General features: G+C 56.4%; 23 protein-coding genes. 13 read left to right on the top strand and 10 right to left on the bottom strand.

Annotation, left to right across the window (positions count from 1 at the left end; genetic code table 11):
• The first annotated feature begins 1 nt into the window (after position 1).
• Positions 2-2191: an AAA family ATPase gene (locus tag GLP52_RS06140; RefSeq protein WP_237273447.1), complete on the top strand. Its 2190-nt coding sequence runs from the start codon at positions 2-4 to the stop codon at positions 2189-2191.
• Positions 2192-2237: 46 nt separating this feature from the next.
• Here GLP52_RS06140 and GLP52_RS06135 read toward each other — a convergent pair whose 3' ends face one another.
• Complete coding sequence (locus tag GLP52_RS06135; protein WP_336885946.1) at positions 2238-2669, bottom strand: AAA family ATPase; 432 nt, start codon at positions 2667-2669, stop codon at positions 2238-2240.
• A gap of 260 nt (positions 2670-2929) precedes the next feature.
• On the opposite strand from GLP52_RS06135, the gene GLP52_RS06125 reads away from it, so the two are divergent.
• On the top strand, positions 2930-3529 hold the full coding sequence (locus GLP52_RS06125) for a recombinase family protein (RefSeq protein ID WP_237273445.1): 600 nt from the start codon (positions 2930-2932) through the stop codon (positions 3527-3529).
• 262 nt (positions 3530-3791) lie between these two features.
• Here GLP52_RS06125 and GLP52_RS06120 read toward each other — a convergent pair whose 3' ends face one another.
• The 5 genes from GLP52_RS06120 to GLP52_RS06100 form a co-directional block, all read right to left on the bottom strand.
• Entirely contained in the window at positions 3792-5111 is a 1320-nt protein-coding gene (locus tag GLP52_RS06120) for a GAF domain-containing sensor histidine kinase (protein ID WP_237273444.1), read from the bottom strand.
• Positions 5112-5358: 247 nt separating this feature from the next.
• Positions 5359-5784 (bottom strand): response regulator, encoded by a 426-nt coding sequence (locus GLP52_RS06115; protein WP_237273443.1) that lies wholly within the window; start codon positions 5782-5784, stop codon positions 5359-5361.
• Positions 5750-7180, bottom strand: coding sequence for a sensor histidine kinase (locus tag GLP52_RS06110; RefSeq protein WP_237273442.1), 1431 nt, complete (start codon positions 7178-7180; stop codon positions 5750-5752). Before GLP52_RS06110 ends, GLP52_RS06115 begins: the two co-directional genes overlap by 35 nt.
• Before the next feature lie 413 nt (positions 7181-7593).
• Positions 7594-8397 (bottom strand): Stf0 family sulfotransferase, encoded by an 804-nt coding sequence (locus tag GLP52_RS06105; protein WP_237273441.1) that lies wholly within the window; start codon positions 8395-8397, stop codon positions 7594-7596.
• Between the two features lie 170 nt (positions 8398-8567).
• A complete protein-coding gene (locus GLP52_RS06100) occupies positions 8568-9851 on the bottom strand; it encodes an MFS transporter (protein WP_272903614.1) in 1284 nt (427 codons plus the stop codon).
• Between GLP52_RS06100 and soxR the strand changes: the two genes are divergently transcribed.
• Together soxR and GLP52_RS06090 are read left to right on the top strand one after the other, a co-directional pair.
• Positions 9766-10374: a redox-sensitive transcriptional activator SoxR gene (gene soxR, locus GLP52_RS06095; protein ID WP_336885941.1), complete on the top strand. Its 609-nt coding sequence runs from the start codon at positions 9766-9768 to the stop codon at positions 10372-10374. The genes GLP52_RS06100 and soxR overlap by 86 nt on opposite strands.
• A 497-nt stretch (positions 10375-10871) precedes the next feature.
• A complete protein-coding gene (locus tag GLP52_RS06090) occupies positions 10872-12083 on the top strand; it encodes an IS256 family transposase (protein ID WP_237273439.1) in 1212 nt (403 codons plus the stop codon).
• Positions 12084-12167: 84 nt separating this feature from the next.
• On the opposite strand, the gene GLP52_RS06085 is transcribed toward GLP52_RS06090, so the two are convergent.
• A complete protein-coding gene (locus tag GLP52_RS06085) occupies positions 12168-12602 on the bottom strand; it encodes a GNAT family N-acetyltransferase (protein ID WP_237273438.1) in 435 nt (144 codons plus the stop codon).
• Between the two features lie 499 nt (positions 12603-13101).
• Here GLP52_RS06085 and GLP52_RS06080 point away from each other — a divergent pair, with 499 nt between their 5' ends.
• Together GLP52_RS06080 and GLP52_RS06075 are read left to right on the top strand one after the other, a co-directional pair.
• A complete protein-coding gene (locus tag GLP52_RS06080; RefSeq protein ID WP_237273437.1) occupies positions 13102-13722 on the top strand; it encodes a hypothetical protein in 621 nt (206 codons plus the stop codon).
• Between the two features lie 313 nt (positions 13723-14035).
• Complete coding sequence (locus GLP52_RS06075) at positions 14036-15067, top strand: hypothetical protein (RefSeq protein ID WP_237273436.1); 1032 nt, start codon at positions 14036-14038, stop codon at positions 15065-15067.
• A 1131-nt stretch (positions 15068-16198) separates the two neighbouring features.
• Here the strand turns inward: GLP52_RS06075 and GLP52_RS06070 are convergent.
• The 3 genes from GLP52_RS06070 to GLP52_RS06060 form a co-directional block, all read right to left on the bottom strand.
• Positions 16199-16765, bottom strand: coding sequence for a hypothetical protein (locus tag GLP52_RS06070; RefSeq protein ID WP_237273435.1), 567 nt, complete (start codon positions 16763-16765; stop codon positions 16199-16201).
• Positions 16766-16904: 139 nt separating this feature from the next.
• Entirely contained in the window at positions 16905-18950 is a 2046-nt protein-coding gene (locus GLP52_RS06065) for an ATP-binding protein (protein ID WP_093733940.1), read from the bottom strand.
• Positions 18951-19111: 161 nt separating this feature from the next.
• Complete coding sequence (locus GLP52_RS06060) at positions 19112-19906, bottom strand: DeoR/GlpR family DNA-binding transcription regulator (protein WP_237271838.1); 795 nt, start codon at positions 19904-19906, stop codon at positions 19112-19114.
• Between the two features lie 198 nt (positions 19907-20104).
• Here GLP52_RS06060 and phnD point away from each other — a divergent pair, with 198 nt between their 5' ends.
• From phnD to GLP52_RS06025, 7 genes are all read left to right on the top strand, one after another.
• Entirely contained in the window at positions 20105-21052 is a 948-nt protein-coding gene (phnD, locus tag GLP52_RS06055) for a phosphate/phosphite/phosphonate ABC transporter substrate-binding protein (protein WP_420544118.1), read from the top strand.
• Between the two features lie 54 nt (positions 21053-21106).
• Positions 21107-21892 carry a phosphonate ABC transporter ATP-binding protein gene (phnC, locus tag GLP52_RS06050; protein ID WP_009826698.1) on the top strand — a complete coding sequence of 262 codons (786 nt, stop codon included), beginning with the start codon at positions 21107-21109 and terminating at the stop codon, positions 21890-21892.
• Positions 21889-22683 carry a phosphonate ABC transporter, permease protein PhnE gene (gene phnE, locus GLP52_RS06045; RefSeq protein WP_237271836.1) on the top strand — a complete coding sequence of 265 codons (795 nt, stop codon included), beginning with the start codon at positions 21889-21891 and terminating at the stop codon, positions 22681-22683. Before phnC ends, phnE (GLP52_RS06045) begins: the two co-directional genes overlap by 4 nt.
• Positions 22680-23489: a phosphonate ABC transporter, permease protein PhnE gene (gene phnE / locus GLP52_RS06040; RefSeq protein ID WP_093733935.1), complete on the top strand. Its 810-nt coding sequence runs from the start codon at positions 22680-22682 to the stop codon at positions 23487-23489. The genes phnE (GLP52_RS06045) and phnE (GLP52_RS06040) overlap by 4 nt, the downstream gene beginning before the upstream one ends.
• Entirely contained in the window at positions 23486-24397 is a 912-nt protein-coding gene (locus tag GLP52_RS06035; RefSeq protein ID WP_237271835.1) for an HAD-IIA family hydrolase, read from the top strand. The genes phnE (GLP52_RS06040) and GLP52_RS06035 overlap by 4 nt, the downstream gene beginning before the upstream one ends.
• 122 nt (positions 24398-24519) lie before the next feature.
• Positions 24520-24825: an SH3 domain-containing protein gene (locus GLP52_RS06030; protein ID WP_093733933.1), complete on the top strand. Its 306-nt coding sequence runs from the start codon at positions 24520-24522 to the stop codon at positions 24823-24825.
• 230 nt (positions 24826-25055) lie between these two features.
• Positions 25056-26597 (top strand): MHYT domain-containing protein, encoded by a 1542-nt coding sequence (locus GLP52_RS06025; RefSeq protein ID WP_093733932.1) that lies wholly within the window; start codon positions 25056-25058, stop codon positions 26595-26597.
• Positions 26598-26655 lie beyond the last annotated feature (58 nt).

Genomic DNA, 26655 nt, shown 5'->3' with positions numbered 1-26655 from the left:
CATGGAGCTCGCCGTCAAAAGTATCGTGAGCCAGCTTAATGCAGGTGTCATCTTCACCGGAGAGAATAGCGAAGGTAGGGTCTTTAGGGTGCGCGTCAAGGAGCCGCTTTTTCCGGCTCTTGGTGAGACCTACGTGATAACTGGAGATTTCACGGAGTATAAAGACGGCTACGGTCGGGCTTTCGCGCAGATAGAGGCATCCAACATCGAACGCACCGCAACCTCCGGCCGTTTGTTAGCTGGTTATCTGATGACGCTTTCAAATGTCGGAGAGGCGCGTGCCAGGAGGCTAATCGATAGGTTCGGCGACGACATCCATGATGTGCTTTCTGCGCCGGAAAGGCTCGAAGAACTTGGTGAAACGTTGCAGCCCGGTCGCCCCAATCTCGGGATCAAACTGGCCATACATGTTCAAGCCGAATTCGCTCAGAAGCTTGCAGCTGACAAAGTTCAGGTTGAGCAATTCGAGTTCTATAATCGCCTTGAGCACTTGGGCGTTCAGGATCGAGGGGCTGCACAGAAACTCTGGCGCCTCCTCGGAGCCTCCAAAGCTGGAGACGCGCTGCTCGCAAACCCATACCTTGCTGCCGCGCTCCTCCCTTGGTCGGCAGCGGACGCACTGGGTCAGGCGGTTCTCCGGGGTTCTGGCGTAGAGCGCCTAGCAAGCCATCCAGAGCGTCTGCGTGGCGCCGTAGATGCTGCGACCCGCAAACTACTCTCTAAGGGCCATACTGCGGCCACAGAAGCGCAATGGCGCAAACTTGCACCTCAGGGGGTCGCAGGAGCTTCCATGGTGGCAGAGGGGCTCGAATACGGATCGCTCGTGAGACACGGCGATCTAATTCAGCCCTTCGGAGCCAGATATCTGGAAACGGATGTGGAAAAGAAGTTAACGGCAATCGCAGCCAGCGCCTGGCCCCATTCAATCTCTCAGATTTCCGATGTTGTATCCGACACTGAAACGGCGATTGGGTTCAATTTGACTGACGAGCAGAGATATGCAGTGGGTCAGATCATCGCCCGACCACTTGCCTGCCTCCAGGGAGGAGCTGGCGTAGGGAAAACGACGGTGATGTTGGCAGTCACTCTCGCATGGGAAGCTCTTGGTGGTAATGTCCTCATGGCCGCCTTAGCGGGGAAGGCCGCCCTTCAACTCAGCCGATCAACATCACAACCAGGCTCCCCAAGGTTGGCGGTCACTATCGCGAGGCTCATCAATGGATTACGCGCGGTTAGTAATGGTCGAACCGGTGACCACCTTCCTAACTTGACTAGGGAAACTTTGTTGATCATCGACGAGGCAGCCATGGTCGACACCGCAACGCTGCACGAACTGCTAAGTGAGATTTTCAAACTGCAACCGGACGGATGCCGAATTCTACTTGTTGGAGACTCCGGGCAGCTTCCTCCGGTAGGGTTTGGCGCAGTTTTTCACAATTTAGTTCAGAAGCCCATCATCACCAGCCAGTTGACGAGGCCTCTTAGGCAGATCAACGGTTCTTCCATCCCCCTTGTTGCGGGACAAATTCGGGCTGGAGAAGTGCCAGACATTCCAACTTATCTTAACCAAGCGAACGGAGTGTATTTCGTCGAGGCTAACGCAAAGACTTTGGTCGCGAGAGCATCTAATGTCTATAGGCAACTCCGCAACTCTAAGGGAGTTAAAGACGTCATGGTCTGCGCGGCGAGAAACCAAACCGTCGATGCCTTTAACAAGACCATGAGTGCCGAAAACTGGGAGATTGCCAAACAACTCGGTCTTTATGCTCGGGTTTACCCGGGCGACCCCATCATTTGCACTAAGAACCATTATAGCAGTGGCTTATTTAACGGGATGCTAGGCGTAGTGCGTGACATCGAAAACGACGTCATGGTCAACTGGGAAGGAAGTGATATTGACCCCCATACCGGCGGACCAGTCCTTCAAACGGTGCCTCTCGAGGCGGCGATCGACATAAGGCTCGCTTATGCAATAACCTGTCATAAGAGCCAAGGCTCCTCAGCGAAGGCCGTGATCGTTGTACTTGAAGACACCTCTTTCCTGACAAGAGAATGGCTCTACACCGCAATCACTCGAGCCGAGACACAGGTAATAATCATCGGCTCAAAAGATGCTCTAAGAATGTCGGTCGAGCGGCGAACGAAACGAGTTACGGGGTTCAACTTTTTATGCCCTGCTGACGCTGCATGACGTCTTACTGTGACCTTCACCGCTATATGGCGCGGTTTCTCCATCGCTAAGTGGCGCCGATGACCAGCGTAGAGCGTGCGGCTTCGACCACATCGTCGGTGACAAGCGAGAGTTCGTTAATCTTGTGGATTCGCTCAATCTGGACGAACAGCCGATGCAGCAAGCGGAAGTTGCCGCCGGTTATGCGAGCGATGGATGCGACAGCCTGAAGGTCGGTGAAGTCCGCGTCATCCAGTTGTAGGCCGAGCTTTCTCCAGTGGCGGGTGAGCACGAAGGTCAGTTCGTCACCCTCCAGAGGGCGGTAATGGTGGCCGAAGCCGATCCGACTGTAGAGTTGTGGGTAGCGTTCCAGCTTTCGTTCAAGGTCGGGCATGCCGATCAGAATGAGGCCGATCCCGGTCCGGTCGAAAATGTCTAGGACATGTTCAAGGCTCGGAGTGGACAGGCGTTCAGCCTCGTCGATGACCAGCAGCTCGATTCTGTCCCGGCCTTTGGGATCGACCAGAACTCGATCAGGGTAAAGCGATGCATTGCTTCATCCATGATCTGCTTCCCAAAGGTGTCCGCAAGGGGATCGCTTACCGGACGCCGAAATATCGACGAACTGATCCCAGTGTTTACAGCAGAAAACGATTCTCATTTGGCTGGTCCGACTATAGTATCATTGAAGGGGCCTCTTGCGTTACACGCGACGGCGGCCAGAACGAAACTCGGCCAATTTCGGCGCAAGGATCACCCATGTCAAAAACCCGCATCGGCTATGCCCGCTGCTCGACCGACAAACAGGACCTCGCAGCACAGCGGGCAGCCCTCCTCGATCTCGATGTGGCTGAAAATCGGATCTACACCGATCATGGCCTAACTGGCACGAACCGGGAGCGGCCAGGTCTGTCCCAGGCCCTGGCAGCACTCCGCGAAGGGGACACGCTTGTCGTGCCGAAGCTGGACCGGCTGGCGCGGTCGGTTCCCGACGCCCGGGCCATCGCCGATGAACTGGAAAAGCGCGGGGTGAAACTGGCATTGGGCGCATCAGTCCATGACCCGACCGATCCGATGGGCAAAATGTTCTTCAAAATCCTCGCCACCTTTGCTGAGTTCGAGGCTGATCTTGTCAGGATGCGCACCAAGGAAGGCATGGCCATTGCCCGTGCCAAGGGACGGCTGAAGGGCAAAAAACCGAAGCTATCGGATCGTCGTCAGACGGAATTGCGCCGCATGTATGACACGGGTGATTACTCGATCAGCGATCTGGCAGAGCTGTTCGACGTATCGAGGCCGACCGTATATCGGGTCTTACAGCGGACACCGGGCGCCGATGCGTCTTCGGCTGCGATATAGCTGCCGTTCGTTGCGCGGCACATGAACTCACACAACGCGGACAAAGCGCCAACTACCTTTAGACCTCCCAATGGCTGCTCTCGAGAACTTTGAACGACAGAAACTGTTTCCTGCTGCTATCACAAATAGTGGCTTGTGCTCTTTAACAGACACTCAACCAGCGAGAACGAAACTCGATACTGTTAGGCGCCCAACGTTTCACTACCGAATGATAGCAGTGTCGGTCGTTGTTGCGGTAATGGCGCTCTGAAAAAGCGACCACCTAATCTTTCGCAGAGAGGATTGAGCAGTCCGCTTGAGCCGCTTTCACACGCCATGCTGGCAAGCGGATCACGGCAGATGTGTGATGGTCATCAGCTATCACTTCGAATTCGCCCCCATGAAGCTCTACCAATTTCCGGGTCAGTGGCAGGCCCAGACCTAACCCGCCCCGTGTATCCCTGTTAGCAATATTACCACCGACAACAAAAGGCTCGTAGAGTGCTGCCAGTTCAATCTTTTCGTCCAATTTTCCATCATCAATGATCGAAATATCGATGTTTCCGGATGCGTCCTTGCGGCTCCCCATAGTAATTTCTGAACCGCCATGATTGATCGCGTTGAGAACAAGCGCGTTTAGAGCCAGTTTGATTTGATCGGGGTCGACGTAGATAGGTGTCGTAAGTGAATCTTCGGTGACAGAAACCGACTTTAATACACCATCCGCACCCGGCAAGGTCAGTTCAGCGGTATCGTTGAACAATTCGTGCAAATTGCAGGTTTGCTCGTTTAGCCTCAGCTCACCGGTTGAGGCGTCACTATAAGCGATAATGTTTTCAACAAGGCCGATGAGGTGCTTTGCCGATTTCCGCGCCGAACTTACCAACAATTTATTGATGCCTTTTTCAGCAGTTGCTTCAAGGAGTTGAAGACTGCCAAAAAGAATTGTCAGTGGCGTTCGCAGCTCGTGTCCGACTAAGGCTATGAAAGTGGACTTTGTGGCTTCATCTTCTCTTTGATCCTGGGGTGTTGGCGGGAGATTTTCTAATGCGGCAACAACTGCCTTACCTAAATCTGTAAGAACTGCCATCTGTTTGTCAGATGGCGCTTCATGAGGCACAAGGTCTATTCCACACAAACTTCCGAAGCGCTGCCCTGACGACAGTATCAGCGGCACTCCCGCGTAGAAGCGGGCGCCGGGCCCACCTTCCGCGACCATGGGGTGAGCCTCAAATCGGGGGTCTGCCCTCAAATCTGGAACGACCATAGGTTCACCTGACATAATTGTATGGGCGCAAAAACCGTTGTTTTTTGGCATACGGTCAAGCTCGAACCCAACAACTGACTTATACCACTGCGTGTCGTCCTCAACGACACTGATAAGGGCGATTGGACAGTCGAGAAGCTTTCTTGTTGCTTCGCAGATTGCATCGAGGAGCGCGGCGTTCTCTTCGCGCAAACCCGGGATAGCAAACACGGCGCGCAGCCGTGCTTCTTCATTGAAGGGTATAGGATATGTTCTCAAACGACTGCTCTCTCGGTCTTGCTTTAACGAATGAGCATCATGGCTGTGTGACGCCATGTCAATATTTGATAGCTTCAAAGCTCACAGCGGAGTGTGGTGATCACAATAACCAAAAGATTTGCGAACTCGCGAAAATTCCTGGATTGGTGTTCTCAGGGTATTGGCCGCCACTCACAGAGCCGACGTTCGCTCACAGTGCGGCATTGGTCACTCAGGGCTCTTTGAAGACCTTCGCCGCAGACCTCGTCGAAGCCGGCTATGCGGGACTTTGCTGCCGTTCGAGTTTTGGCTGTTAAGGTCCGCTTTATGCGGTTTGCGACAGCCGTCATTCGTCCTTGGGGCTATCCGAGATTTTCACGGTTTCGATTGCGCGGCCAAGTTCACCCGAAAGCAGAGGCTTTGACAGCATCACCAGCGGACGGATTGCCGCCCTCTCCTCGTCGGTCACCTGGTGCATGCTCCCGCTCACGATGATGGACGGAATATCCATCTCCGCACGAAGCACGAACGCCGCATCCTGCCCACGGCTCCCATCAGCAAGCTGAAGATCGACGATTGCAAGATCAGGAACCGACTTTAGGGCCATCTCGATCGCCTTCGTCGCGGTCGCGGCAATGCCGACGACGTCATGTCCCATTTCTTCGAGCTGCCCTTCCAGATCAAGCGCGATAAAAATGTTGTCTTCAATTACTAGCACTTTCAGAGCGGCGGCTTCTTCACTCGGGAAAATAAATGCGTGTCCGCCAGCCATTCTTGCCCTCTACTTCGATTGTCCCGCCCAATTGCGACGCCATCCCCTTAATCAAGCGTTGTCCGAGACCCGACGATGGTGACTTGATCTCTAAACGATCAGTAGACGAGCTTGTTCCGTCATCTGCGACCTCGAGAACGATCGTGTCGCCGCCGCTACGCCGTAGGCTGATGGTGACAGCGCCTTCGTCTTCGTTCCCGAAGGCGTGCTTGAATGAGTTGGTCACCAGCTCATTCACCGCCAGGGACAGCGTGATGGCCTTGTCGGTTGGAAGCCGGATCGGTTCCACGTCGAGCGCGATTTTCACGCCCCGACCTTCACTCGAAAGCGAAGCGTCAAGGTGCTCTTTCAACCTTTCCATATATCTGTCGATCTGAACCGAACTGACGTCTTCGTCCTCGTAGAGCGAGGCATGGATCGCCGCTACGGCGTTCACGCGCGTCGTAGCGGCCTTGAGCGACGCGCGAGCCGCCGCGTCCTCGGTCGCGGATGCTTCCAGGTTAAGGATGCTCGTCACCATCTGGAGCGAGTTCTTCACCCGGTGGTTAACCTCTGCGATCAGGAGGTCACGCGCGCCGACCGCCTCGCGCAGGCTCTCTTCGCGTTCGCAGATCGATGTCGCGTCAAGCACGATGCCGACGATCCTGACATGCTGCGTATCCGGATCTCGAACAGATTCGCCGTGCCCAATGGCCCATCGCACGGTTCCGTCGGGGCGCATTATCCGGTAGTCGAGATGCAGGTCCGACCCAATGGTGCGACCGGCGCGCTCAATCTCGGCTATGGTCGCCCCATGGTCATCGGGATGGATGCGGTCAAAGAACTCCTGTGCCGTTGTGACAGTCTCTCCTGGTTCAAAGCCGAACAGGGCATCCAATTGCGGCGAGCGGGTCAGCCTCCCGGAAGCCGGGTCGAACTCGAAGTAGCTGAGCTCCGCACCGCGCATTGCAGCCCTTCGCTTCGCAGCGTCAGCGCGCTCCCCCAGAATGCTCCGCGTGACGTCTTCGGCTGTATGGATCACGTGGGTCACCCGTTCCGGCTCGGATGCGTCGGCGAAGACGGGTGAGTTCAGGATGCGCCAATATCTTGTGCCGTAGCGACCGTCGACTTCCTGGACATCGTGCTGTCGCAACGGCATTTCCTGTGCCTCTCCAGTCGCGACAACTGCGTCTGTCGAGGCCTGCAATTCCGCCTCGGCGTCCGAGTTCGGATCATCTGGATTAGCTGGGAAGGCCTCGAAAACCCGGTTCCCGATTAGTTCTTCGGGCTGGCGGCCCAGCATGGCGCAATAACGTTGGTTCGCCGCGACGATCCGGAGGTCCGGCGTGAACACCATCTGCGCCGTCGGCGCTGCGTCGAAAAAAATGCCCAGATCGATACCGCTGACTTCATCCATTCTAGTGCCCTCCAGCAGCACGATTTAGCGAGAGCTCAGCACAAATATGCAAGCTTCAGCGTGATGTTGGAAAAACGGATACCAAACAAACTCTTGAGTGAGCAAGACGCATTCTTAGGGCTGCTATATAGCTTTTCGGTTGTCAGTAGCCCTCAAAGATGAGCACTGGTCTTGCTGCGACAAGTTCCAAAGGCCGGTTCAAGGGGTGTCAGCTGAGGTGGCTAATTGGCAGCTGAGGCATGCTCGCGGCTCGGTTGATGTCGGCTTTCAGCGCTTCCAACCCGTTTGTGCTTCGCGCAGCAATTGGGAGGTATGGGCTCACAGCGGACATTAGCTGCATCGAACACTGAGGCCCGCGGCGGGACTTAGCTGCCCTCCAACGCGCCTAATCGACTGTCAGCGCGCATTGCGCATCAACTATGGTTCCGTCTCTCGCTTTCAAACCGTTCTCGCCACTCGCGGCTCAATGCATCGGCAAGCTTTGCTGTTGGCGTCTCGACAGCTTGGGCTTTGGTTGGATCAAGGCACATCTTGGAAAGCACCTGCGCCAAGACCCGTTTAGGATCTTTAGATAGAACGTCATAATTGATGCGTAGGGGCTTTATCCCTTCCCGTTCGAACCAGCGCTCCCAAGCTTCATCCAGTGCTGCGAGTGAGGACATGTGGTGCCTGATGGCAGCGGCATCGTATCGCGCTTCCTGCGGAGGGGCGAGGCGCTCCAGCTCTGTGCCATCCGCGTTGCGATGCCACAGGCCCGTCTGTTCCGCACGCACACGCGAGATTGCCTGACCCAGCCGGTCGGGACGTGAAAGATGGACGTAAAGAGTTGAGCCAAACGCTTTCTCAATTCTTTCCACGTCGCTCATACTGCCTGGAAAGAGCACTCTGAGCTGCTGCATGAAATGGTCGAAGCTACCACGCTGCATTCGTAAACCGAAAATTTCTGTGTCGCCTTTGCCCCGCGACACAGCGCACTTGAAAACGGCACGAAGGCATTCTTCTCTCGATGCGTAAACCGTCTGCTTCAGGCCGTAGTCATCCAGCCAATTGTCGAGCGATGATGAATGAAAGTGCGAGTCCGGGTTTCCCCCAGTGCAAGTCGCGACAAGCAAACCGCACAGCAGCGTGCTTCCGCTGCGTGGGGCGGTGCAAATCATGTAGGATCGAAAGGGTATACTTGTCATGACGCGATGGCTCGTAGATTTTTGCTGCTTCATAGCAGCCTTTCAAAAGCGGTGCAGCGTTTGTAATTATGGGCTCGAAGAAGACGTTATCTGCAGCGAGCACCGAGGTCGGCAGAGCGGACTTTTCGAAGGTATGCTGTGCTGTGCAATAACTTCCGCTTCAGTCGATCATATTCGGTAGGACGTTAAGGAGGAGCGCTGGCTCAACATGAGGAGCGCTCGTTCCCAAATCCTTCAGTCAGCGCTCTCCAAATAGCCACTGTAAGAACGGCGGTTAGCAGTCCTGCGAGGGCAAAGGGTGCCAGCAGGGCGAGATCGCGATCGGCGACGGTCTCTGCGAGGCGCACGGTCACGCCCGACAAGAGTAGTCCGATTGGCATCATGCCCCATGACAGAAGCCGGTAGATGCCGTTAACCCGGCCGAGAAGCGCATTGGGTATGACGCGTTGACGGTAAGAGATGGAGACAACGTTCCAGAACACGCTTTGGAACTCGAAGAGAACAAGAACAATGGCGAGCGCCCAACCGTTCGGCGCAAGACCGATGGATACGAAGCAGATGGCGGAGGCTAAAGTGGACCACTGCGCCGCGGTGCCGGCTCCGATCCGAGCAATGCCGCGCTCGGCGACGAAGCCGCCCGCTACACCGCCGACAGCCCCCGCGCCAAGGATCAGGCCGTAAATGGTGGCATCAAGACCAAGGTTCTCTTGGACGTGCAGGATGAGGCCGATTACCACCATCTGATGGCATAGGTTCCATGTCGCGGTGACGACAGCGAGCACTTGGAGGAACGGGGCATCACGCAGGAAAGTCAGTCCTTCGCGCAGCTCGGCGCGCCAGTTGGGTCGGCTCCGGACGGGGGGTGCGAAATCGCCGCGCAGGCCCGATAAGACGATGAGCGCAGCGAGGAAGAGCGCGGCGTTCGCTCCGAACGGCAACCAGACAAATGCGCCAATTAGTATCGCCCCAAAGGCGGGGCCGAGCAGAGCGTTGCCGGTCAGCTCTGCGGCGTAGAGCCGCGCGTTGGCGCGTTCCAACCCTCGAGATGAGACTAAGGTGGGCAGGATGGTTTGCGCGGCGGTGTCTCGAAAAACTTCAGCCGTCCCGACTAACAAAGCACAGATGACTAACGTGGTAAAAAGAACAGGCTCAGCCGTCCCCGTTTCAGTTGCGGGCGCAAGCGGAAGAACGAGCCACACAGCCAAGCCGGCACCAGCGAAAGCCGCTATGCGCACCATGTCCATCAACCGCATCAAGCGTAGTCGATCCATGCGATCCGTGACCACCCCGGCGGGGAGCGAGAACAAGAACCACGGCAGTCGGATCGCGACGGGAAGCACCGCCACGAGGATCGGATCCCGAGTGAGCAGGCTCGCCATCCATGCCCAGACGAGCAGCGCGATGCCGTCCGCGAGGTTGGTCATGCCCGCAGCAGCAATCAGGCGTCGAAGACCAGTAGGGGCGGTAAGGAAATTAGATGTGACCATTGTAAATCCATTCGAATCGAGGAATGGACAACTTATAGAACCTCAAGTAATGTTGAGATCAATGGCTAAGTCGTCTACATCTCTTCCTATTGGTAAGATTGCAGCTCGCACGGGGCTCGCGGTCTCAGCTATCCGTTTCTATGAGGAGCAGAGACTCGTCCAGCCACATCGAACGGCTGCTGGACACCGTGTCTTCACGAGAGCGGACATCAGGCGCCTTTCCTTTGTGATGGTGGCTCAGCGGCTCGGCTTTTCTATCTCGGATATCCGGGAGGCGCTTTCTTCCCTGCCAGAGGGTCGGACGCCGACCAAGACGGATTGGACACGTCTCGGCCAAAGCTTTCGGGCCGCACTCGACGAACGCATTGCAGGGCTAACCGACCTTCGCGACAAGCTCGATAGTTGCATCGGCTGCGGCTGCCTGTCTCTCAAGGCATGTATGTTGCATAACACGGAAGATGTGGTCGCCAGTCGAGGCACCGGGCCGCGTTACCTCCTCGGCGATAGCCCTACTGACATTTAGAGGTTAGCAGCAGATCGCGGAGGAACGTCTGGCAACATTCGAAACACCGGGAGTGGCCGTTCATGTACTGCGCAGCATCGGTTCGAATGGGCTCAAACCGGGATTTCGCGGCATCACGCTCGAACGTCCGCTCTTCTTTTATGCCAGATCGCGCCCGCAAATACGCCATTTAGCGCTGAAGAAGTTGCGCCAGATTGCGGTGAAGGTCACACGTCTTACGGTGTCTCGCGCAAAAATGGCATCCGACCGCTCTAATCATAGAGGGCTGTAGGGCGGATGCCATTTATGTCGCTTTAGCGGCATTCTCTTCTGCACCGACCATGACTTCAGAGGTATCCGAGCAGTGTCCCAACAGTTGGTGTAACTCCCGCTGGTAGCGCGGGCTGAGCGGAGCCTTCGCATAGCGAAGCGAGGCCCGTGCGGGTCGCTTGGCGGCCATGGTTGTTCTTCGGCTAAGGTTTGGTTTGCGGACCTAACTTTGACCAAGGAGAACGACCATGACCAAGAACAGTCTATCAGATACTGCCGCGCTGCGTGCGCTTTTGTCGGAGTCATCTGACAGCAACCTGCTTGCCGAGATGCTCGGGTTCGTCGCCGACCGCCTCATGGCGCTGGATGTCGATCAGCTCTGCGGTGCCAGCGCGCACGAGCGAAGCAGCGACCGCATGAACCATCGCAACGGATATCGGTCCCGAGCTTGGGAGACGCGTGCAGGAAGGGTCGACGTTAAGATTCCGAAGCTGCGTAAGGGCAGCTACCTGCCCGAGTTCCTTGAGCCCCGCCGGGCGGCGGAGAAGGCCATGACGGCCGTCATTCAAGAGGCCTATGTTCAGGGCCTATCGACGCGCTCCGTGGATGATCTGGTCAAGGCGATGGGAATGACTGGCGTATCGAAGAGCCAGGTCTCGCGGCTCTGCGGCGAAATTGATGAACGCGTCGATGCATTCCTGAACCGCCCGCTGGAAGGCGAATGGCCCTATCTCTGGCTTGACGCGACTTACATCAAGGTCCGCCGTGGCGGTCGGATCGTCAGCGTCGCTGCCATAGTGGCAGTGGGGGTCAACCTGGATGGACGCCGCGAGGTTCTGGGCATCGCTGTCCAGCCCAGTGAAGCCGAGGTCTTCTGGGACGAATTTCTGCGTTCTCTGGCCGATCGCGGACTGCGCGGCACCCGTCTAATCATCGCCGACGACCACAAGGGACTGAAAGCCGCCGCAGCAAAGGTGCTCGGTGCGACAGTCCAGCGCTGCCGCGTCCACTTTATGCGCAACGCACTTGCCTGCGTCGGCAAGAAGGACAAGCCCATCGTCACTGCGGCGCTCCGGACGGCCTTCGACCAAGACACGCTTACAGCTTCGAAAGAGCACTGGGCCAAGTTGATCGACGCCTTCGAACCGCGGCATGCCAAGCTTGCAGAGCTGATGCGCCGTGCGGAGGATGACGTGCTGGCCTACAAGAGTTTCCCCCGCGAGCACTGGGTCAAGATTCACAGCACCAACCCGCTTGAACGCCTCAACAAAGAGATCAAGCGGCGGACCAACGTCGTTGGGATCTTTCCCAATGAAGCCGCAGTCACACGATTGGTCGGAGCACTGATGCTGGAGCAAAATGATGAATGGGCGATCACGCGGCGCTACATGACACTGGAAACCGTCGCCGCCATTTGCGACACTACCCCAATGGACCCGGCGACAATCGCCGCCCTGTAACTGCGGCCAAGCCAAGGCCGAAGAACAAAGTTACACCATTCCTTGGGACACTATCGGTATCCGTCCGGTGAAGGCGGTATGGGGTTATGCTGAGACCATATTCCAATGGACATCGGTGGTTATTGATACGACGAAGCCATTCTGCTCATACAACGTTTTGGCCCGTAGGTTTTCTTTCAGGGTTCGCAGCCTGATTTGGACATTTCGCGCAGTAGCGATTGATTTTATATACTGGATTACTACGGTTCCTATGCCTCGTCCTTGCTCTGTCGGTAAAACGAACAGTTCTTTGAGCCATAGATGATCTTCTTTTTCCTCCCACCCCACGACGCCAACCCGTCGTCCTTCAAAGTGTAAGATCTTGATATGTCCGAGCTGGAATTTCTCTGTGGCGATCTTGTTTTGTAGCGCCTCGTTCCAGCCAAACATTTTTTCGACCGTAGCTCGATATGCGGTGTGATGTGTGTGAATGAAGAAGCCCAGATCGGCCTCGGTGGCTGCTACAAAGTCCAGCTCCATGAACCAACTGCTCCGTATGCTTTTTGGGGGCATACCACGGCTACATATCTGACTGGAAGTATTCTCTTGGATTAGGCGCAATCCGGGTGCAGCAGCGACCATCAGCGCCATCGCCAATCTGCCACCGGCCCAGATCGTGAAGGCCTAAGATGCTCTCGCGACCGCGCGCCCTCGGGCGAAAGCCGTCGTCGAGATCGACACTGTGGGTAAGGCGAGGCTGAACGCTCCGGAGGCGCTCAATGTGGTCGGCGCGACGTCGGAAGAAGTTTGAAGGCAGATCGTCATTAGGATCAGCCAGTTTCCTGGAAACAGCTCGGAAGTCGTCGGCTCTGGCTTGATCTCCGAGCCAATGCGCTGAAAATCCTAAGGTCTCGCCGACGAAGCCTGTGGCATAATCGCAGGGATCAGCGCCGAGATAAGCAAGCATTAAACTCACTAAGCAGTTTAGTTGTCTTCTGATGACTACACATTTACTTGATTTAGGCCTAATTGATAAACCATGGCAAACACCTTCAGAATCGTCGCGCTAATATTTTTCGTTTCGCCATTGGCCGCGATGTTCTCTGAACCGTTCTTTGAGGCCGCATTCGATCTCATCGGCTGGGATACAGAAAGCTGGGCAGCTCCGGTCATGGGTGCGATTATGACTGGAGCTGCATACATAGGCAGCCCCGCACTCGTTAGTTTTACGAGTTACTTGGCAGTTCTTGGATTAGGGGTATGGATACATTTCATAGCAACGATCAAGGATCGCTCTAAGCCGACGAAAAGCTCACAGTTCTACACTATGCAATACAGGATTTATAATTTCAGGCATTCATACTCACAGCTTATTGGCCACTGGCGATACTACAGCACCGCTATAGGCGATAAAGGGAGGTGGTCCGCGGACCTCGCCGCCGAATACATTGCACTCAAGAACGATTTATCGAAGTTATCCATCGAACTTCCTATCGTCGATGTCGTCACCTCTCCTGACGATTGGGAAAAGAAGTCAGAATCTTTTACAAACTTGCTCAGTTTTTTATGGAAGTTCAGCGAAACCGGGAGTTACGAGGAGGCTAAGAAAAATTCGGAGCAGATGACGAGATCAATCAATGCGCGATTCTCCGAGACCTAACGGCTTCTCACGTTAGGTTCGGCTATACACATGTTACGAAGTTCGCGAAGTTGCAGCGTTTTTGCAAAGGCGAAAACTCGTTGAGGCCCGCGCCCCTTGTCGGGATTCTTGGTAAATGACCGGCGGAGTGCAACACTGCCTGCATCTTGGCATGAAGATCGGTGCAGGGCGGTTTAACTACCAATTATATTTGCTTTTCTCATAGCATGAAGAGATTGGCCGTAGAATATCACCCGTTTCCAGATGCCGTTTGACTATGTGATAGGTGCCATTTGGGGGATTACTATAGTATATTACGCCCAAGGAGGCTGGAATGGCTATTTGCAAGAAGTGGGCTGGAAAGGTCTACGGAACCAACACCGGCAATCTGTATGCGACGTTTGAAGGTCATAGCGACGCACTCACTGGTAAAATACACCTGAACGACCCCGTTTTCGGATTAGCGGTCTACGGGATTACCGGTTTTTTTGATGGACAGAGACTTTCTCTCCAAGGGAAGCCAGAAATGCCGCTTGACGGCGCAGAACTCGGAAAGCTGGAAGCGCAGGCTCTTCTCAACACAAGAGGTGAACTTGAAGGCGAATGGACGACAAGCATCGGTTCTGCGGGCACCTTCATCTTGTTTCCGCATCATCATATTAGCGACAATGAAGGCGGTGTTAAGCAGGAACAACTACACACAGCTCGCCACAACTTTGGAGCTGTTGCTGTTGATCGCCAACAAATCACCGAGCTCGCGGCCGAAGTGCAAGATAGCTTCAAAAACACCCAAGTTGTGATCACTGTTCTTGCAGGCACTGAAAAGGCTCGATTACTGGATGACTTCAAGAACGCTACTTTCAAGAACGAGCGTGCCACTATATTTAAGATTTTCGCCCGGGAGCCGCAAACTAGCGGGATTGATCGCATCGTCATGATTGAGTTCGGCCCCGCGGTGAACTTCGCTATGACACAGGGCGAGAACGAGGCCTGGGTTTTGGGTATGCTGGAGAAATTCAAGAACAGCGTAGAATCTTTAGAGAGAAGATACGCTACCAGCTTTCAGAAGTTCGGCTTCGGCATCAATCAGCTCTTGTTTGTGGGAGCTATCGTCTATCTTCCCAGTCTACCCGAACTGGCGTTCCGTATAGCACTAATGACAGGCGTTCTTGGAATCATTGGCTTCGTAACTTGGGTCCATCGCCGCTATCTGCCCTTCGCTGAGCTTTATCTCGGCAGCAAGCCAGAAGGCTTCATTGCTAAATCGCTTCCAAGCGCCCTTTCTTGGGTTATCGCCGTAACCTCGGCGGTCGCTGCTACGTTGCTCGCTACTTATTTGCAGGGACTACTTCCTATCAGTCCGTAAGTTAATAGTCGCGACCAAGTAGCGCGCAGACCTTCTCACCGCGTTATGCGTCGATCAGTCGAAAAAATTCGTTATCATGCAAAAGCGACGGCAAGTTTGAGGAGCGCGAGGGCCACTTCAGAGTAAAAAAGTGACCCCCATCCGTGCCTCATGTAAGCAAGCTCGCGATAGCTGGCCCCGACTGTTTGTAACGGTTGATCCATCGGGACTCAGCGTGAGGGTGCTCAGTGAAATTCACCCGCGCGAATGGCGTAAACCTGCCCCCTATCTTCGCTGGAAAGATGAGTAGGATCATTGGTCAACGTCAGAGCGGCTATGTGTTTGGCCGTGTTAGTGCTCAAGCTAATCTTTAGCAGTAGGCATCACATACGCCAGAGGACTCGCGGCACAACCTATGGGTGAACGCGGGTCGATTTTTGGTGTCATCCCCACTTGCGCGCAGGCTACGATGTATTTAGAGAATTTTTTGCGAATTCGCGCAATTTGGACCTTGTTATTTAATCCGTTCCGCGATACGTGCTTACTGTGACGAGGGAGTTGGCCTTGTCGCTCTTGGCAACCATGCCGCCGAACGCATAGTGCTTCGGCAGATTACTGTGAAGAAAGTTTTGTATTAGTGCCCCTATAGCTCAGCTGGTAGAGCAACTGATTTGTAGCGCCGCCTCAGGCTCCAATACTGAGGCATGTTGCAGCCCTCATTGGAAACGGTGAGGTGAACTGGTGTCAAATTCGGGGAAACCTTAGCAGCTTCAAGCTGTTGGCAATCCCGAGCGAAGCTTTTCAGGTCTTCCTGAATTGAACGTGTAGAGACTTGACGGCACCCACCTAAAACCTCTCTCGGGAGGCATGGTGAAGAGAAAGTCCAGACCACAAAGCGCCTTTGGCGTGGCGGCGAAAGTCGTAGTGGTATGAATCAGTAGGTCCGCGGTTCGAGTCCGTGTGGGGGCACCATTCTAAACATACGACTATATTTACACACACACACGTTGAACTGGGTAAGATAAGAGTTCGAGTCCGTGTGGGGGCACCACTTTTTCCTTATATTTAGTAGATTTAGTCGCCGTGGCGCGCAAGCGTGGCGTATTTGCGGCGCATCTTGTGACGGCCCTGGTTGGCCTTGTTCTTTTGGGGCTAATGTTTGCGATGCACCATGGGCAAGACGTTGTTTTGGCGCCTCATTCGGGCAAACTCCTGATCTGCATCTTTTATGCAGGAGGGGCAGATCGAATAGCTTTTGGCAAAATTACCTGGGTCCGGCGGGGTGCGTAGATCGATCCATTTCTCTCCGATCTGAAAGGCGCAGCAAATGGAACATCTCGTGGTGTCGTAAAAGGTATCGAACGCGCCAGCGGTGGCGGTGGGGTGGCTCGCAACGGAATGGACCAACATGCTGCCCAAGGTCAGGCTGTGATCCGGCGAGGGCCAGACTGTCAGCCGAAAAAGCCGGCGCATATCGGGCCCGTCGCAGCGATAGAGGATGCTGAACAGCTGCTGTTCCATCCGACAGGTCTGCAAGACGCCGAACAGATAGGCGCGGGTATTATCGCCTTCGATAAAATCCCATACCTCGCGTCCGATCACCCGGGCAGATGTCGCCCCCGGTGCATCATTTTCAAGCGCGAATTGATCCCATTCAGACCCGACTGAAACGATGCGGTTCTGGCCATCCACGACATAACTGTTCGCTTGGAGATCCAAAAAGAAATCCTTTGAGACAAATTTAAAGTCGAAAAAAGCTAATCGTTAATCTGTCTGGTATACCCGAAATCCTTCACAAGACCAAATTTTTATCTTTAGAGTTTGATCTATCTGGGCCAGCTGACCGTCAAGCGCGCTTTTATAGAGTGCTGACAGTATCCCGCGGCAGGGTCAGGCTAAAGGTGCTGCCGACGCCAAGTTCGCTATCCATCGATAGCGATCCGCCGTGAAGCGTGGCCAATTGTTCAGAGATCGCCAAACCCAGCCCCAATCCGCCATTCTGCCGCGTCATCGACCCGTCAACTTGCTGGAACCGCTGAAAGACGCGCCGTGCATCGGCCTTGGAAATGCCGTTACCGGTATCGCTGACGCTGAACACAATCTTGTCGTTTGAATGGAGCATCGACAAGTTGACCTTGCCCTCATTGGTGAATTTGATGGCGTTGGTGATCAGGTTATACAAGATCTGTTTGACCCGAACCTTATCGGCGATTGTCGCAACGGGGCCGTCACCAATGTAGGTTAACGTCAGCCCCTTGGCCTCTGCAGCGGGCTGCAGTTCTTGGGTCACGGAACGGGCGATTTCATCAAGCTGGATCGGGGCCATATCCAGTTCAAGCTGACCGCGAGAGACTTTGGTCCAATCCAGCAAATCTTCGACCAGACGGATCATATGCTGCGCGGACTCGGCGATGCCAGCGCCTTGATCGGTCATAAAGCGCTGGTAGTCGCGTGCGGCGCCGGCGGCCACAGGGCAGCCCGTGCCATCGGCCTCGAGCGCATCCATAAGACGCTGAGATTGGGGCATTTTATCGCTGTGGCGCATGAAAGAGGCGCGGCCAAAAATGACCGTCAGCGGCGTGCGCAGCTCGTGTGACACGTTGTTGAGGAATTCGGTTTTTTCACGGTCGGCTGCTTCGGCTGCTTCCTGAGCGCGCTTTTCGGCCGTTACGTCCGTCCAGATGCCAACGGTATAGCCATGGGGCGTCTTGGCCTCGGTCACTTTAAGCCAGCAGTCATCACCGGTGTCTTGCAAAAAGGCGCTGCCCGGATTGCGAAAACTCTGCAGGCGGTCGCGGATCCAAGCCTGTTTGCTGGCCGTGTCTTCAAAGTGATCAGACCGGTCGACCCAATGCATGACGAGCTCTTTCATCGTGGCACCGGGGACGATCAGATCAGCAATCTGAGGGTGGTAGTCGCGGTATTTCTGGTTCACCACCATCACCCGTTCCTTGGCATCAAATGCGATGAACCCTTCATTGATCGCGCCCACGGCTTCGGACAACAGCGCATGGGCGTTGGCTTGCTCCAGCGCCATGCGGCGAAAGGCGAGCAGGACACCCAGTAGAAATATGGCGGCAATGAGGGCAAAACCCACCAGATTCCGGCTTTGGGGTGAATAGGCGGGCCAGCCTCCGGCGGGGCGGACGGCGGCCTCCCAAGTGACACCAAGGACATTAAACGTGGTGACCACCGGCTTGTCCTTCAGCTTGGTCAGCCGGTGATCGGGCAGGGCCTCTACCAAGCCGGAGGCTTTAAGCGGATAGAGTTCAAAACTGTATTGGGCGGGGTCAGAGAAATCACGCTGCGGGGTTTGCAGCAGGCCTTTTTGATCCATCACAACAGAGATCACGCCCCAGAATTGATCGGTCGACAGCTCGGCATTGGGCAGGAAAACCGGATAATGCATGATATAGCCTGTGCCCCCTTGGACAAGGTCGACGCGGTCATCGATCACGGGCGCGCGGGTGCGGTATGCTTGCGCCACACTGGGCATTTGTGCGTGCAGCTGCGAATAATTCATTCCGATGGTCACGCGGTTATCCGTTTGCGGAAAACTGTGTGTAATCGATAGGTTAGGGGCTAAAGCTACGGCAATTACATCGGGGTTATGGCGTTGAAGATCGCGCACGGTACGGGCGATCTGGCGTTCGTCAATCTCGCCGTCAATCGCAAGCGAATTCTCGATGTTCTTGGCGACGAGAACCGCCTCGAAGAAGCGCAGCTGGATTTGATCGGTGACGGAATTTAGCTCCTGTTCGACATCGAGACGCAGGGCGGCCAGATGATTGTCGCGGTCGAGCTTAACGATAGAATAGGCGATGCTGCCGACGCTAACGAGCAGGATAATCGTCAGGACGATAAAGACCTTAGAGGCAAGATACCCCGTAAATTTGTTAAGCAAATCACCACCCTCATTCGTCCAAGCTGCGCGGTGCCCGACTTTGTGTCGATGTCTTCGCGGCTTGGCTTGATCCTCGTAAACGTCCCGCATCATCGGTACTGCTGCGGACAAAATGCAGGCGCAATCGCGGCATTTTTTAGACTTTTGCGTACGGCGCTCTCTCAGCCTTGGTTCGGAAGGATGGTAGGCGTGCGATGACAGTCCAAAGCGGCGTCAAGCGCTCCGGTCGGGGCGATATCGGTGATCAGGCAGCCCATCTCGTCAAGGGCAATGACCTGCGTCAGATGACGTTTGCCAAACTTGCTGCCATCAATCAGAAAATGCCCGGTCCGGCTTTGCGCAAGCATGGTGCGTTTTACCTCTGCAAAGCCCGCAATCGCTTCGGTGACGCCGGTTTCATCCAGGGCCGACGCGCCTAGAAAACAAGCGTCGACATTAAACATCCGTAGAAAGTCGCATGTTGCGGTCCCCGTCAACGCGGCCTCGGCGTTTAGATAGTCGCCCGGCGTCATGATCACGCGCACCGCGTCCGATGACCCAAGGATCATAGCGACCTGCAGGCTGTTTGTGAGCACAGTTACTGCTTTGCCCGACATGGCCAAGGCGCGGGCAAACTCCATCATCGTGGCGCCTGCGTCGATCATCAGCGTTTGCCCGTCTGTCACCCGTTTCGCGGCAAGCTGCGCCATCTGGCGGCGTTCATCCACATGTTCGCGCTGCCGTTCATCCAGCACGCTTTGCGCCCCCGGCGCGCGGGGGGAGGCCCCGCCGTAGGACTTCTGCAACAGCCCCTGCGCGCTGAGCTCGGCAATATCGCGGCGGACGGTTTCGGTGGTCACATCAAAGCTGGCCGCTAGGTCCGACACACGCACATGCGGGGCAAGGCGCAGTTCCAGTAAAATCTGCGCGTGGCGCTCTGCTTTGCGCAAGTTTCGGCGTTCCGTTCCGGTATCCATGCTGCGGTTCCTTTCGGCGGAGGGGCGATGTGTCCGACCGTCAATATTTGGCACTTGCCAAATTATTAGGCGGAAAATGTTGCGAATCGAAAGCTTCAATGCTCGTATCGCGTAATTAATCGTGCAGTACACTCTGCGCGGGTATTCTCGGGGAGGAGAAACAAGATGATCAAACGCAGCTTTATCACGGCGGGCCTGATGGCCGCTTTTGCCATGACCGGCACCACCGCACTGGCCCAAGAATGCGCCGAGCGCGGCGCGCTGGACGCGATGTTCTGTGACGCCAACGGCGATCTGGTGGCCGACGCGCCCACGGACGAAAGCATGCTCAAAGACCCGTCGACGCTGGTCTTTGCCTATACACCGGTCGAAGATCCCGCGATCTACGAAGACATCTGGACGCCCTTCATTGACCACCTGTCCGAGGTGACCGGCAAGAAAGTCCAGTTCTTTGCCGTCCAATCCAACTCTGCCGAAGTCGAAGCCATGCGCTCGGGCCGTTTGCATATCGCGGGCTTCTCGACCGGACCCACACCTTTTGCTGTGAACCTTGCAGGCGTTGAACCCTTCGCGATCATGGGTTCCGAAGACGGGCAGTTCGGCTACAAGCTGCAGGTCTACACCCAAGCCGACAGCGACATCAAAGAGATGCCCGATCTTGCTGGCAAACGCGTCGCGCATACATCGCCCACGTCGAACTCCGGCAATCAGGCACCGCGCGCGCTGTTCCCTGATCTGGGCGTCGTGCCGGATCAGGACTATGAAGTGACGTACTCGGGCAGCCACGACCAATCCATGCTGGGTGTGGTTGCGGGCGACTATGATGCGGCACCGGTTGCGTCTGAAGTGGTGGACCGCATGGCGGAACGCGGGCTTTATGACCCTGCCGAGGTGCGCATTGTCTGGGAAAGCGATCCGTTCCCCACGACATCTTACGGCGTAGCCCACGACCTGACGCCCGAACTGAAGGACAAGATCAAAGAAGCGTTCTTTAGCTACGATTTCACCGGCACCGCATTGGGCGAAGAGTTTTCGGGCGTGAGCAAATTCGTCCCGATCACCTATAAAGACCAATGGGCCGTCATTCGCCAGATCCAGTCCGCCAACGGTGTTGAGTACACGCCGCAAGGCCTTGCTGCTGAATGATTTTTCCGTCGAGGCCGGTCCCAATGGGCCGGCCTCACGCATAAGGTATCCTACATGTTGAAAATTACTGACCTCGTCAAACGCTACGGCTCTGGCGATCCGGTCCTCAAGAATCTTGACCTCACCATCGAGGGTGAAAGCGTCGTGTCCATCATCGGGTCTTCTGGTGCGGGCAAAAGCACGTTGCTGCGTTGCATCAACCGTTTGGTTGAACCTACGTCGGGCACAATCGAGCTTAACGGCACCGACCTGACCCGCCTGCGGGGCAAGAACCTGCGTGCCGCACGGCGCAAGATCGGGATGGTGTTCCAAGGGTTCAACCTCGTCGATCGTCTCACCGTGATGGAGAACGTCCAGTCGGGCCGTCTGGGGTATATTTCAACATGGTCCGCCATCACGCGGCGCTATCCCAAGCAAGACATCCGCCGCGCTTATGAACTGATGGAGCGGGTGGGCATCGCCCATTACGCCGACACCCGCGCCGACCAGCTGTCGGGCGGTGAACGTCAGCGTGTCGGCGTGGTCCGCGCCCTGATGCAGGAGCCCGATATCCTGCTGGCGGACGAGCCTACCGCATCGCTTGACCCCAAGACATCGGAACAGATCATGGGCCTGCTGCGCGACCTGTCGCGCGAGCTAAAGCTGCCGGTGCTGATCAACATCCACAACGTGAACGAGGCCAAAGAATACACCGACCGCATCGTCGGCATGCGCTATGGCCGGATCATTTTTGACGACAAGCCCGACATGCTGGACCCTTCCGCGATGGAGGCGATCTATGCCGGCAGCCCCCACGCAGACCGCAGCGGCGGGCCGGATGACAAGGCAGCCGCATCATGACCGCACCGCGCGACACTTGGGTCAAGCCGCCCTTCATCGCCAACCCCGTGCTACGTTGGGCCGTGTATTTGGGCGTTATTGCCTATTTCGGTTGGGTCGGGCTGACCATGCCCATCGACTGGAACCGCGTCGCCGAAGGTATCGGCCGCGCAGGCAAGATCTTTGGCGGAGCCTTTCCCCCGAGCTTTGAACGCAGCGGTCTGCTGATCGACGGGTTTCTCGAAAGCCTCAAGATCGCGGTGCTGGCCACGGCGCTTGGCGTGCTGCTGTCGATCCCCATCGCCTTTATGTCCGCACGCAATGTGGCCCCCAAGCCCGTGTTCTATCTGGGCCGGGCCATCATCATCATCGCGCGCAGCTTCCATCCGGTCATTGTCGCGATCCTCTTCGTCAAGGCCGTTGGCTTCGGGCCGTTCGCCGGTGTGCTGACCCTGACCGTCTATTCCATCGGCTTTGTCGCCAAGATGCTGGCCGAGCGGATCGAGGAGATTGACTTTGGGCAGGTCGAGGCCATGCGCGCCGCCGGTGCGCCGTATTTCTCCACGCTGTCGTATGCGATTTTCCCGCAGATCATGCCGCGCCAGATCGGTCTGACGATCTACCAGCTTGATTCCAACTTGCGGGCCTCTGCCGTGGTGGGGATCGTGGGGGCAGGGGGCATCGGTGCGACGCTCGCCAATGCCTTTGGGCGCTATGACTATGACTTTGCCCTTGCCATCACCATCGTCATCGTGGGCGTGATCCTCTTTTCCGAGGCCGTCAGCGGCGTTATCCGAAAGCGTATCCAATGACCTCACTTTCTACGCAATTCGGACGCGACGACTGGTCCCGCTTTACGCTCAAACAACGCATGATGCGCTATGCCATCTTTCTGGGTTGCGGGTTGGCGATCGCCTGGGCGCTCACGTCGATTGAAGTGATCTGGCCTTGGGTCTGGGGCGCACCTGAACAGATCGGCGATCTGTTCAGCCGCATGTATCCGCCGGACCCCACCAACTTGGAAACCATCCTCAAGGTGCTGTGGGATACGGTAAACATCGCGACATTCGCCACCACCTTTGCGGTGCTGCTGTCGCTGCCGGTCGCTTATATCTCGGCGCAGAATACCACGCCGAACCGCGTGACCCTGTGGCTGGGGCGGTTGATCCTTGTGACCTCGAGGTCGGTGAACACGATCATCTGGGCGCTGCTGTTTGTGGCGATCTTCGGGCCGGGTGTCGTGGCCGGTATCGTGGCGATCATGTTCCGCTCTATCGGGTTCATCGGTAAACTTCTGGGCGAGGCGATTGAGGAAATTGACACACGCCCTGTCGAAGCGCTCGAGGCCACGGGCGCGTCGCGCTTCAAGGTTATCGTCTATGCGATCGTGCCGCAGGTCATGCCGACCTTCTGGGCGGTGGCGATCTTGCGGTGGGATATCAACCTGCGCGAATCCACCGTGCTGGGTCTGGTGGGTGCGGGCGGCATCGGGATCATTCTGCAAGGCGCGATCGACACCTTCAATTGGCCCGAGGTGGCGACCATCCTGCTGGCGATCATCGCGCTGGTGGTGGTGGGGGAAGTCATCTCTGCCTATCTGCGGCGCCGTATCCTGTGACCCAAGATTACGGCGTTGACCCGCAGACCGCCTTTGCACGGTACCTGCAAATTGCCGACCGTCTGCCGCGCACTGCGGCGGGCGGTCTGGCGGAGACCGGCGTGTTCACCGACATCGCGGCGCGGTTCGATCTGATCCTGTTTGACGCCTACGGCGTGCTGAACGTCGGCGAAACCGCGATCCCCGGTGCGACCGATACCATCGCGGCGCTGCGCGCGGCGGGCAAGGCGGTTGGCGTGGTGTCAAACTCCGCCGCCTATCCCAAGGCGCATATGATGGCCCGCTATGCCCGTCTGGGGTTTGATTTCACCACCTCCGAGGTCACCACCAGCCGCGAGGCGCTGACCGCGCATATAGCCGGGCTGCCGCCGTGCCGATGGGGCGTGATGATCAACCCCGCCGTCGATCTGGGGGAATTGACGACGCTCAACACGACTGTGCTCGACGACCGCGCCGAAAGCTACGATGCGCAGGACGGGTTCTTGCTGGTGGGCGCAGACGGCTGGACCGACCGGCGGCAGACATTGCTGGAGGCGTCGCTAAAACGCGCGCCCCGTCCGGTGCTGGTGGGCAACCCCGATCTGGTCGCACCGCGTGAAACGGGCCTCTCGCGCGAACCGGGCTGGTTTGCGCACCGGCTGGCCGATCGCACGGGCGTCACGCCGGTGTTTCTGGGCAAGCCGTTCGGGCAGGTCTTTGATATCGCGCTTGACCGGTTCAACCGCGCAATCCCACCCGCGCGTGTGCTGATGGTCGGCGATACGCTGCACACCGATATTCTGGGCGGCGCGCAGGCGGGTTTTGCCACGGCGCTGGTCACGGGGTATGGGTCGCTCACGGGGCTGGATGTCGGGGATGCGATTGCGCAGGCTGGCTTGTCGCCGGATTTCATCGTTCCCAACATCTGACGCTGTTGTCCCAAAGGGCGCAGGGTCGGCGGATCATCCCCCGCCGGTTGATATGACGGTTTATTTTGCGGCTTGCGCAGGCTACCACCGAACCCGAGGCTATTAGAACAAGGGCAACAACAATGCGCAAAGCAGTGACCGCCGCAATATCGGCATTGGTGATCGGCACCACAGTATCCGCAACCCCCGCAACCGCAGGATCGCTGGGCCGCTTTGAAGTGAGCGGCGTGGACGGGGATGACATGCTCAAGATGCGGGCAGGGCCGGGGACGGGGTTTATCGTCTTGTTGGGACTGCCCAACGGCACCGTTTTGCAGGTGCACGAATGCCAGCAGACCGGCGGCACACGTTGGTGCGAAGTCTCGCTTGATCAGGCGCGTCGTGTGCGCGGGCATGTGTCCTGGGCCTATCTGCGCAAACTGCGCTAAGGCGTCTGGCGCTCTTTGGGTGCCGGTGGTTGTAAGCGTCGTTAAGGTTAACACAGCGCCATTGAACAAAGGCGTGTGACGCTTTTAACATGGCCACAACCTATTGTTTCTCATAACTAAAGAACGCACGTATTTATCTGGCTATCACTAGTATAACGTAAACATGCCTCAAAACTGCCGCTTTCCGAGGCGATCAACGCCCCTGAAATTAGCAGTTAGAGTGCGCCGATATGATTAAAGTTGCCCACACCATTCACCATGACCACGACTTCAGTCTGGTTCTTTTGGCGCTCTTGCTGTGTGCGTTTGGGTCTTGGGTTGTTTCACGCCTGTATCAGCATGCTTTGGGGCGTCCGCGCAGTCAGGCGTTGATCTGGTATATGCTGACGGCGCTGACTGCTGGGGTCGCTATCTGGTGCACGCACTTCATCGCGATCCTTGCCTACCAGCCAGCGGCGCCGGTGACATTCAATCTACAACTGACCTTTATATCTCTGCTGATAGCGATTGCAGGCTGTACAGTTGGCATCATTATCGCGGGCATGTTCCGGTCAGTCGTAACCACCATAATCGGCGGCGCGGTCTTTGGTATGGCGGTATCTGCAATGCACTACACCGGCATGGTGGCATACCGTGTCGAAGGGTTGGTAGATTGGGACCGCAGTTATCTGATCGCCTCTATCCTACTGGCAATCGTTTTTTCGACCTTCGCGTTGTATCTAGGCAGCCGTGTTTCGCGCCACAGCGGGCTGCATATGACAAGCGTGCTGACACTGTCCATCGTTGGTTTGCACTTTACCGGTATGGCGGCGTTCAGCGTGAATAGCATCGGGCTGAAACCTGGTTACGCCAATCCCGAGGAATATAAACTGCTAGCGTTGCTCATCGCGGGGACTGCGACGATGATCACACTTGGCGGGTTGTTCACCTATTTCATCGAAATCCGCACCCGCAGGGAAAGCATCGAAGAGCTACGCGAGGCCCGTGATGCTGCCGAAGCGGCGAGCCGTGCCAAATCCGAATTCATGAGCGTGCTCAGCCACGAGCTGCGCACCCCGCTGACCATCGTGATTGGCTACGCGAGCTTCCTGACCAAGCTCAAATCCAGCACAACGGCTAAGCTGCCTCCGTCCGAGCCGATTACCGAGAAACACTATAACATCATTGGCGATCAGGCAGAGCTTTACGGTCAGCGTGTCAAGTTTGCGGGCAACCACCTGCTGACCATCATTAACGACATCCTTGACTATACCAGCATCGAGTTGAACGACATCAAACTGGCGAAAAGCACCTTTCCAACGCAGGCTTTGCTGGCGCAGGTCGAGGATCAATTTCAAGGTTTGGCGCAGGGCAAGGACGTGGCATTGCATGTGCCCGACGGCAGCCTTGACGTGATCGCCGACCGTGGGCGCTGCCTGCAGATCCTGATCAATCTGGTGGGCAACGCTCTCAAGTTCTCCAAGGCCAAAGACATATACCTGCGGGCCGAAGTCGACGGCGGTGGCTTCCGCTTCGAGGTCGAAGACAACGGTATCGGGATGGCGCAAAAAGATCTGGAATCCATCTTCGAGGCGTTCACCCAGATCGAAAACGCTGACAACCGGTCAGAAGGTGGCACGGGGCTGGGGCTTGCGATCTGCAAAAAGCTGGCACTCGCACATGGTGGCGATATCTCTGTGTCCAGCACTGTAGGGAAGGGCACGAGATTCTCGGTCTTCTTTCCGCATAGCCTGGTCAGCACCGGGCGTCCGTCTTTGCCCGTGGCGGCGTGATCGGCACGCTCCGTTAGCGTTCATGCACACCCACCAAGGGCCGCAGCGCGATGCTGCG

This window comes from Sulfitobacter sp. M22 (assembly GCF_021736025.1).
Classification (GTDB): Bacteria; Pseudomonadota; Alphaproteobacteria; order Rhodobacterales; family Rhodobacteraceae; genus Sulfitobacter; species Sulfitobacter litoralis.
The sequence above is the reverse complement of the archived record's forward strand: the minus strand, read 5'-3'. Positions and strand labels throughout refer to the sequence as shown.

What these genes read in the sequence shown, in the direction of transcription:
- GLP52_RS06140 (WP_237273447.1), top strand. Translation starts at nt 2, where the DNA reads ATGGAGCTCGCCGTCAAAAGTATCGTGAGCCAGCTTAATGCAGGTGTC.
- GLP52_RS06125 (WP_237273445.1), top strand. Translation starts at nt 2,930, where the DNA reads ATGTCAAAAACCCGCATCGGCTATGCCCGCTGCTCGACCGACAAACAG.
- GLP52_RS06115 (WP_237273443.1), bottom strand. Translation starts at nt 5,784, where the DNA reads ATGGCTGGCGGACACGCATTTATTTTCCCGAGTGAAGAAGCCGCCGCT.
- GLP52_RS06110 (WP_237273442.1), bottom strand. Translation starts at nt 7,180, where the DNA reads ATGGATGAAGTCAGCGGTATCGATCTGGGCATTTTTTTCGACGCAGCG.
- GLP52_RS06105 (WP_237273441.1), bottom strand. Translation starts at nt 8,397, where the DNA reads ATGAAGCAGCAAAAATCTACGAGCCATCGCGTCATGACAAGTATACCC.
- soxR (WP_336885941.1), top strand. Translation starts at nt 9,766, where the DNA reads ATGCCGTCCGCGAGGTTGGTCATGCCCGCAGCAGCAATCAGGCGTCGA.
- GLP52_RS06100 (WP_272903614.1), bottom strand. Translation starts at nt 9,851, where the DNA reads ATGGTCACATCTAATTTCCTTACCGCCCCTACTGGTCTTCGACGCCTG.
- GLP52_RS06090 (WP_237273439.1), top strand. Translation starts at nt 10,872, where the DNA reads ATGACCAAGAACAGTCTATCAGATACTGCCGCGCTGCGTGCGCTTTTG.
- GLP52_RS06085 (WP_237273438.1), bottom strand. Translation starts at nt 12,602, where the DNA reads ATGGAGCTGGACTTTGTAGCAGCCACCGAGGCCGATCTGGGCTTCTTC.
- GLP52_RS06080 (WP_237273437.1), top strand. Translation starts at nt 13,102, where the DNA reads ATGGCAAACACCTTCAGAATCGTCGCGCTAATATTTTTCGTTTCGCCA.
- GLP52_RS06075 (WP_237273436.1), top strand. Translation starts at nt 14,036, where the DNA reads ATGGCTATTTGCAAGAAGTGGGCTGGAAAGGTCTACGGAACCAACACC.
- GLP52_RS06060 (WP_237271838.1), bottom strand. Translation starts at nt 19,906, where the DNA reads ATGGATACCGGAACGGAACGCCGAAACTTGCGCAAAGCAGAGCGCCAC.
- phnD (WP_420544118.1), top strand. Translation starts at nt 20,105, where the DNA reads ATGGCCGCTTTTGCCATGACCGGCACCACCGCACTGGCCCAAGAATGC.
- phnC (WP_009826698.1), top strand. Translation starts at nt 21,107, where the DNA reads ATGTTGAAAATTACTGACCTCGTCAAACGCTACGGCTCTGGCGATCCG.
- phnE (WP_237271836.1), top strand. Translation starts at nt 21,889, where the DNA reads ATGACCGCACCGCGCGACACTTGGGTCAAGCCGCCCTTCATCGCCAAC.
- phnE (WP_093733935.1), top strand. Translation starts at nt 22,680, where the DNA reads ATGACCTCACTTTCTACGCAATTCGGACGCGACGACTGGTCCCGCTTT.
- GLP52_RS06030 (WP_093733933.1), top strand. Translation starts at nt 24,520, where the DNA reads ATGCGCAAAGCAGTGACCGCCGCAATATCGGCATTGGTGATCGGCACC.
- GLP52_RS06025 (WP_093733932.1), top strand. Translation starts at nt 25,056, where the DNA reads ATGATTAAAGTTGCCCACACCATTCACCATGACCACGACTTCAGTCTG.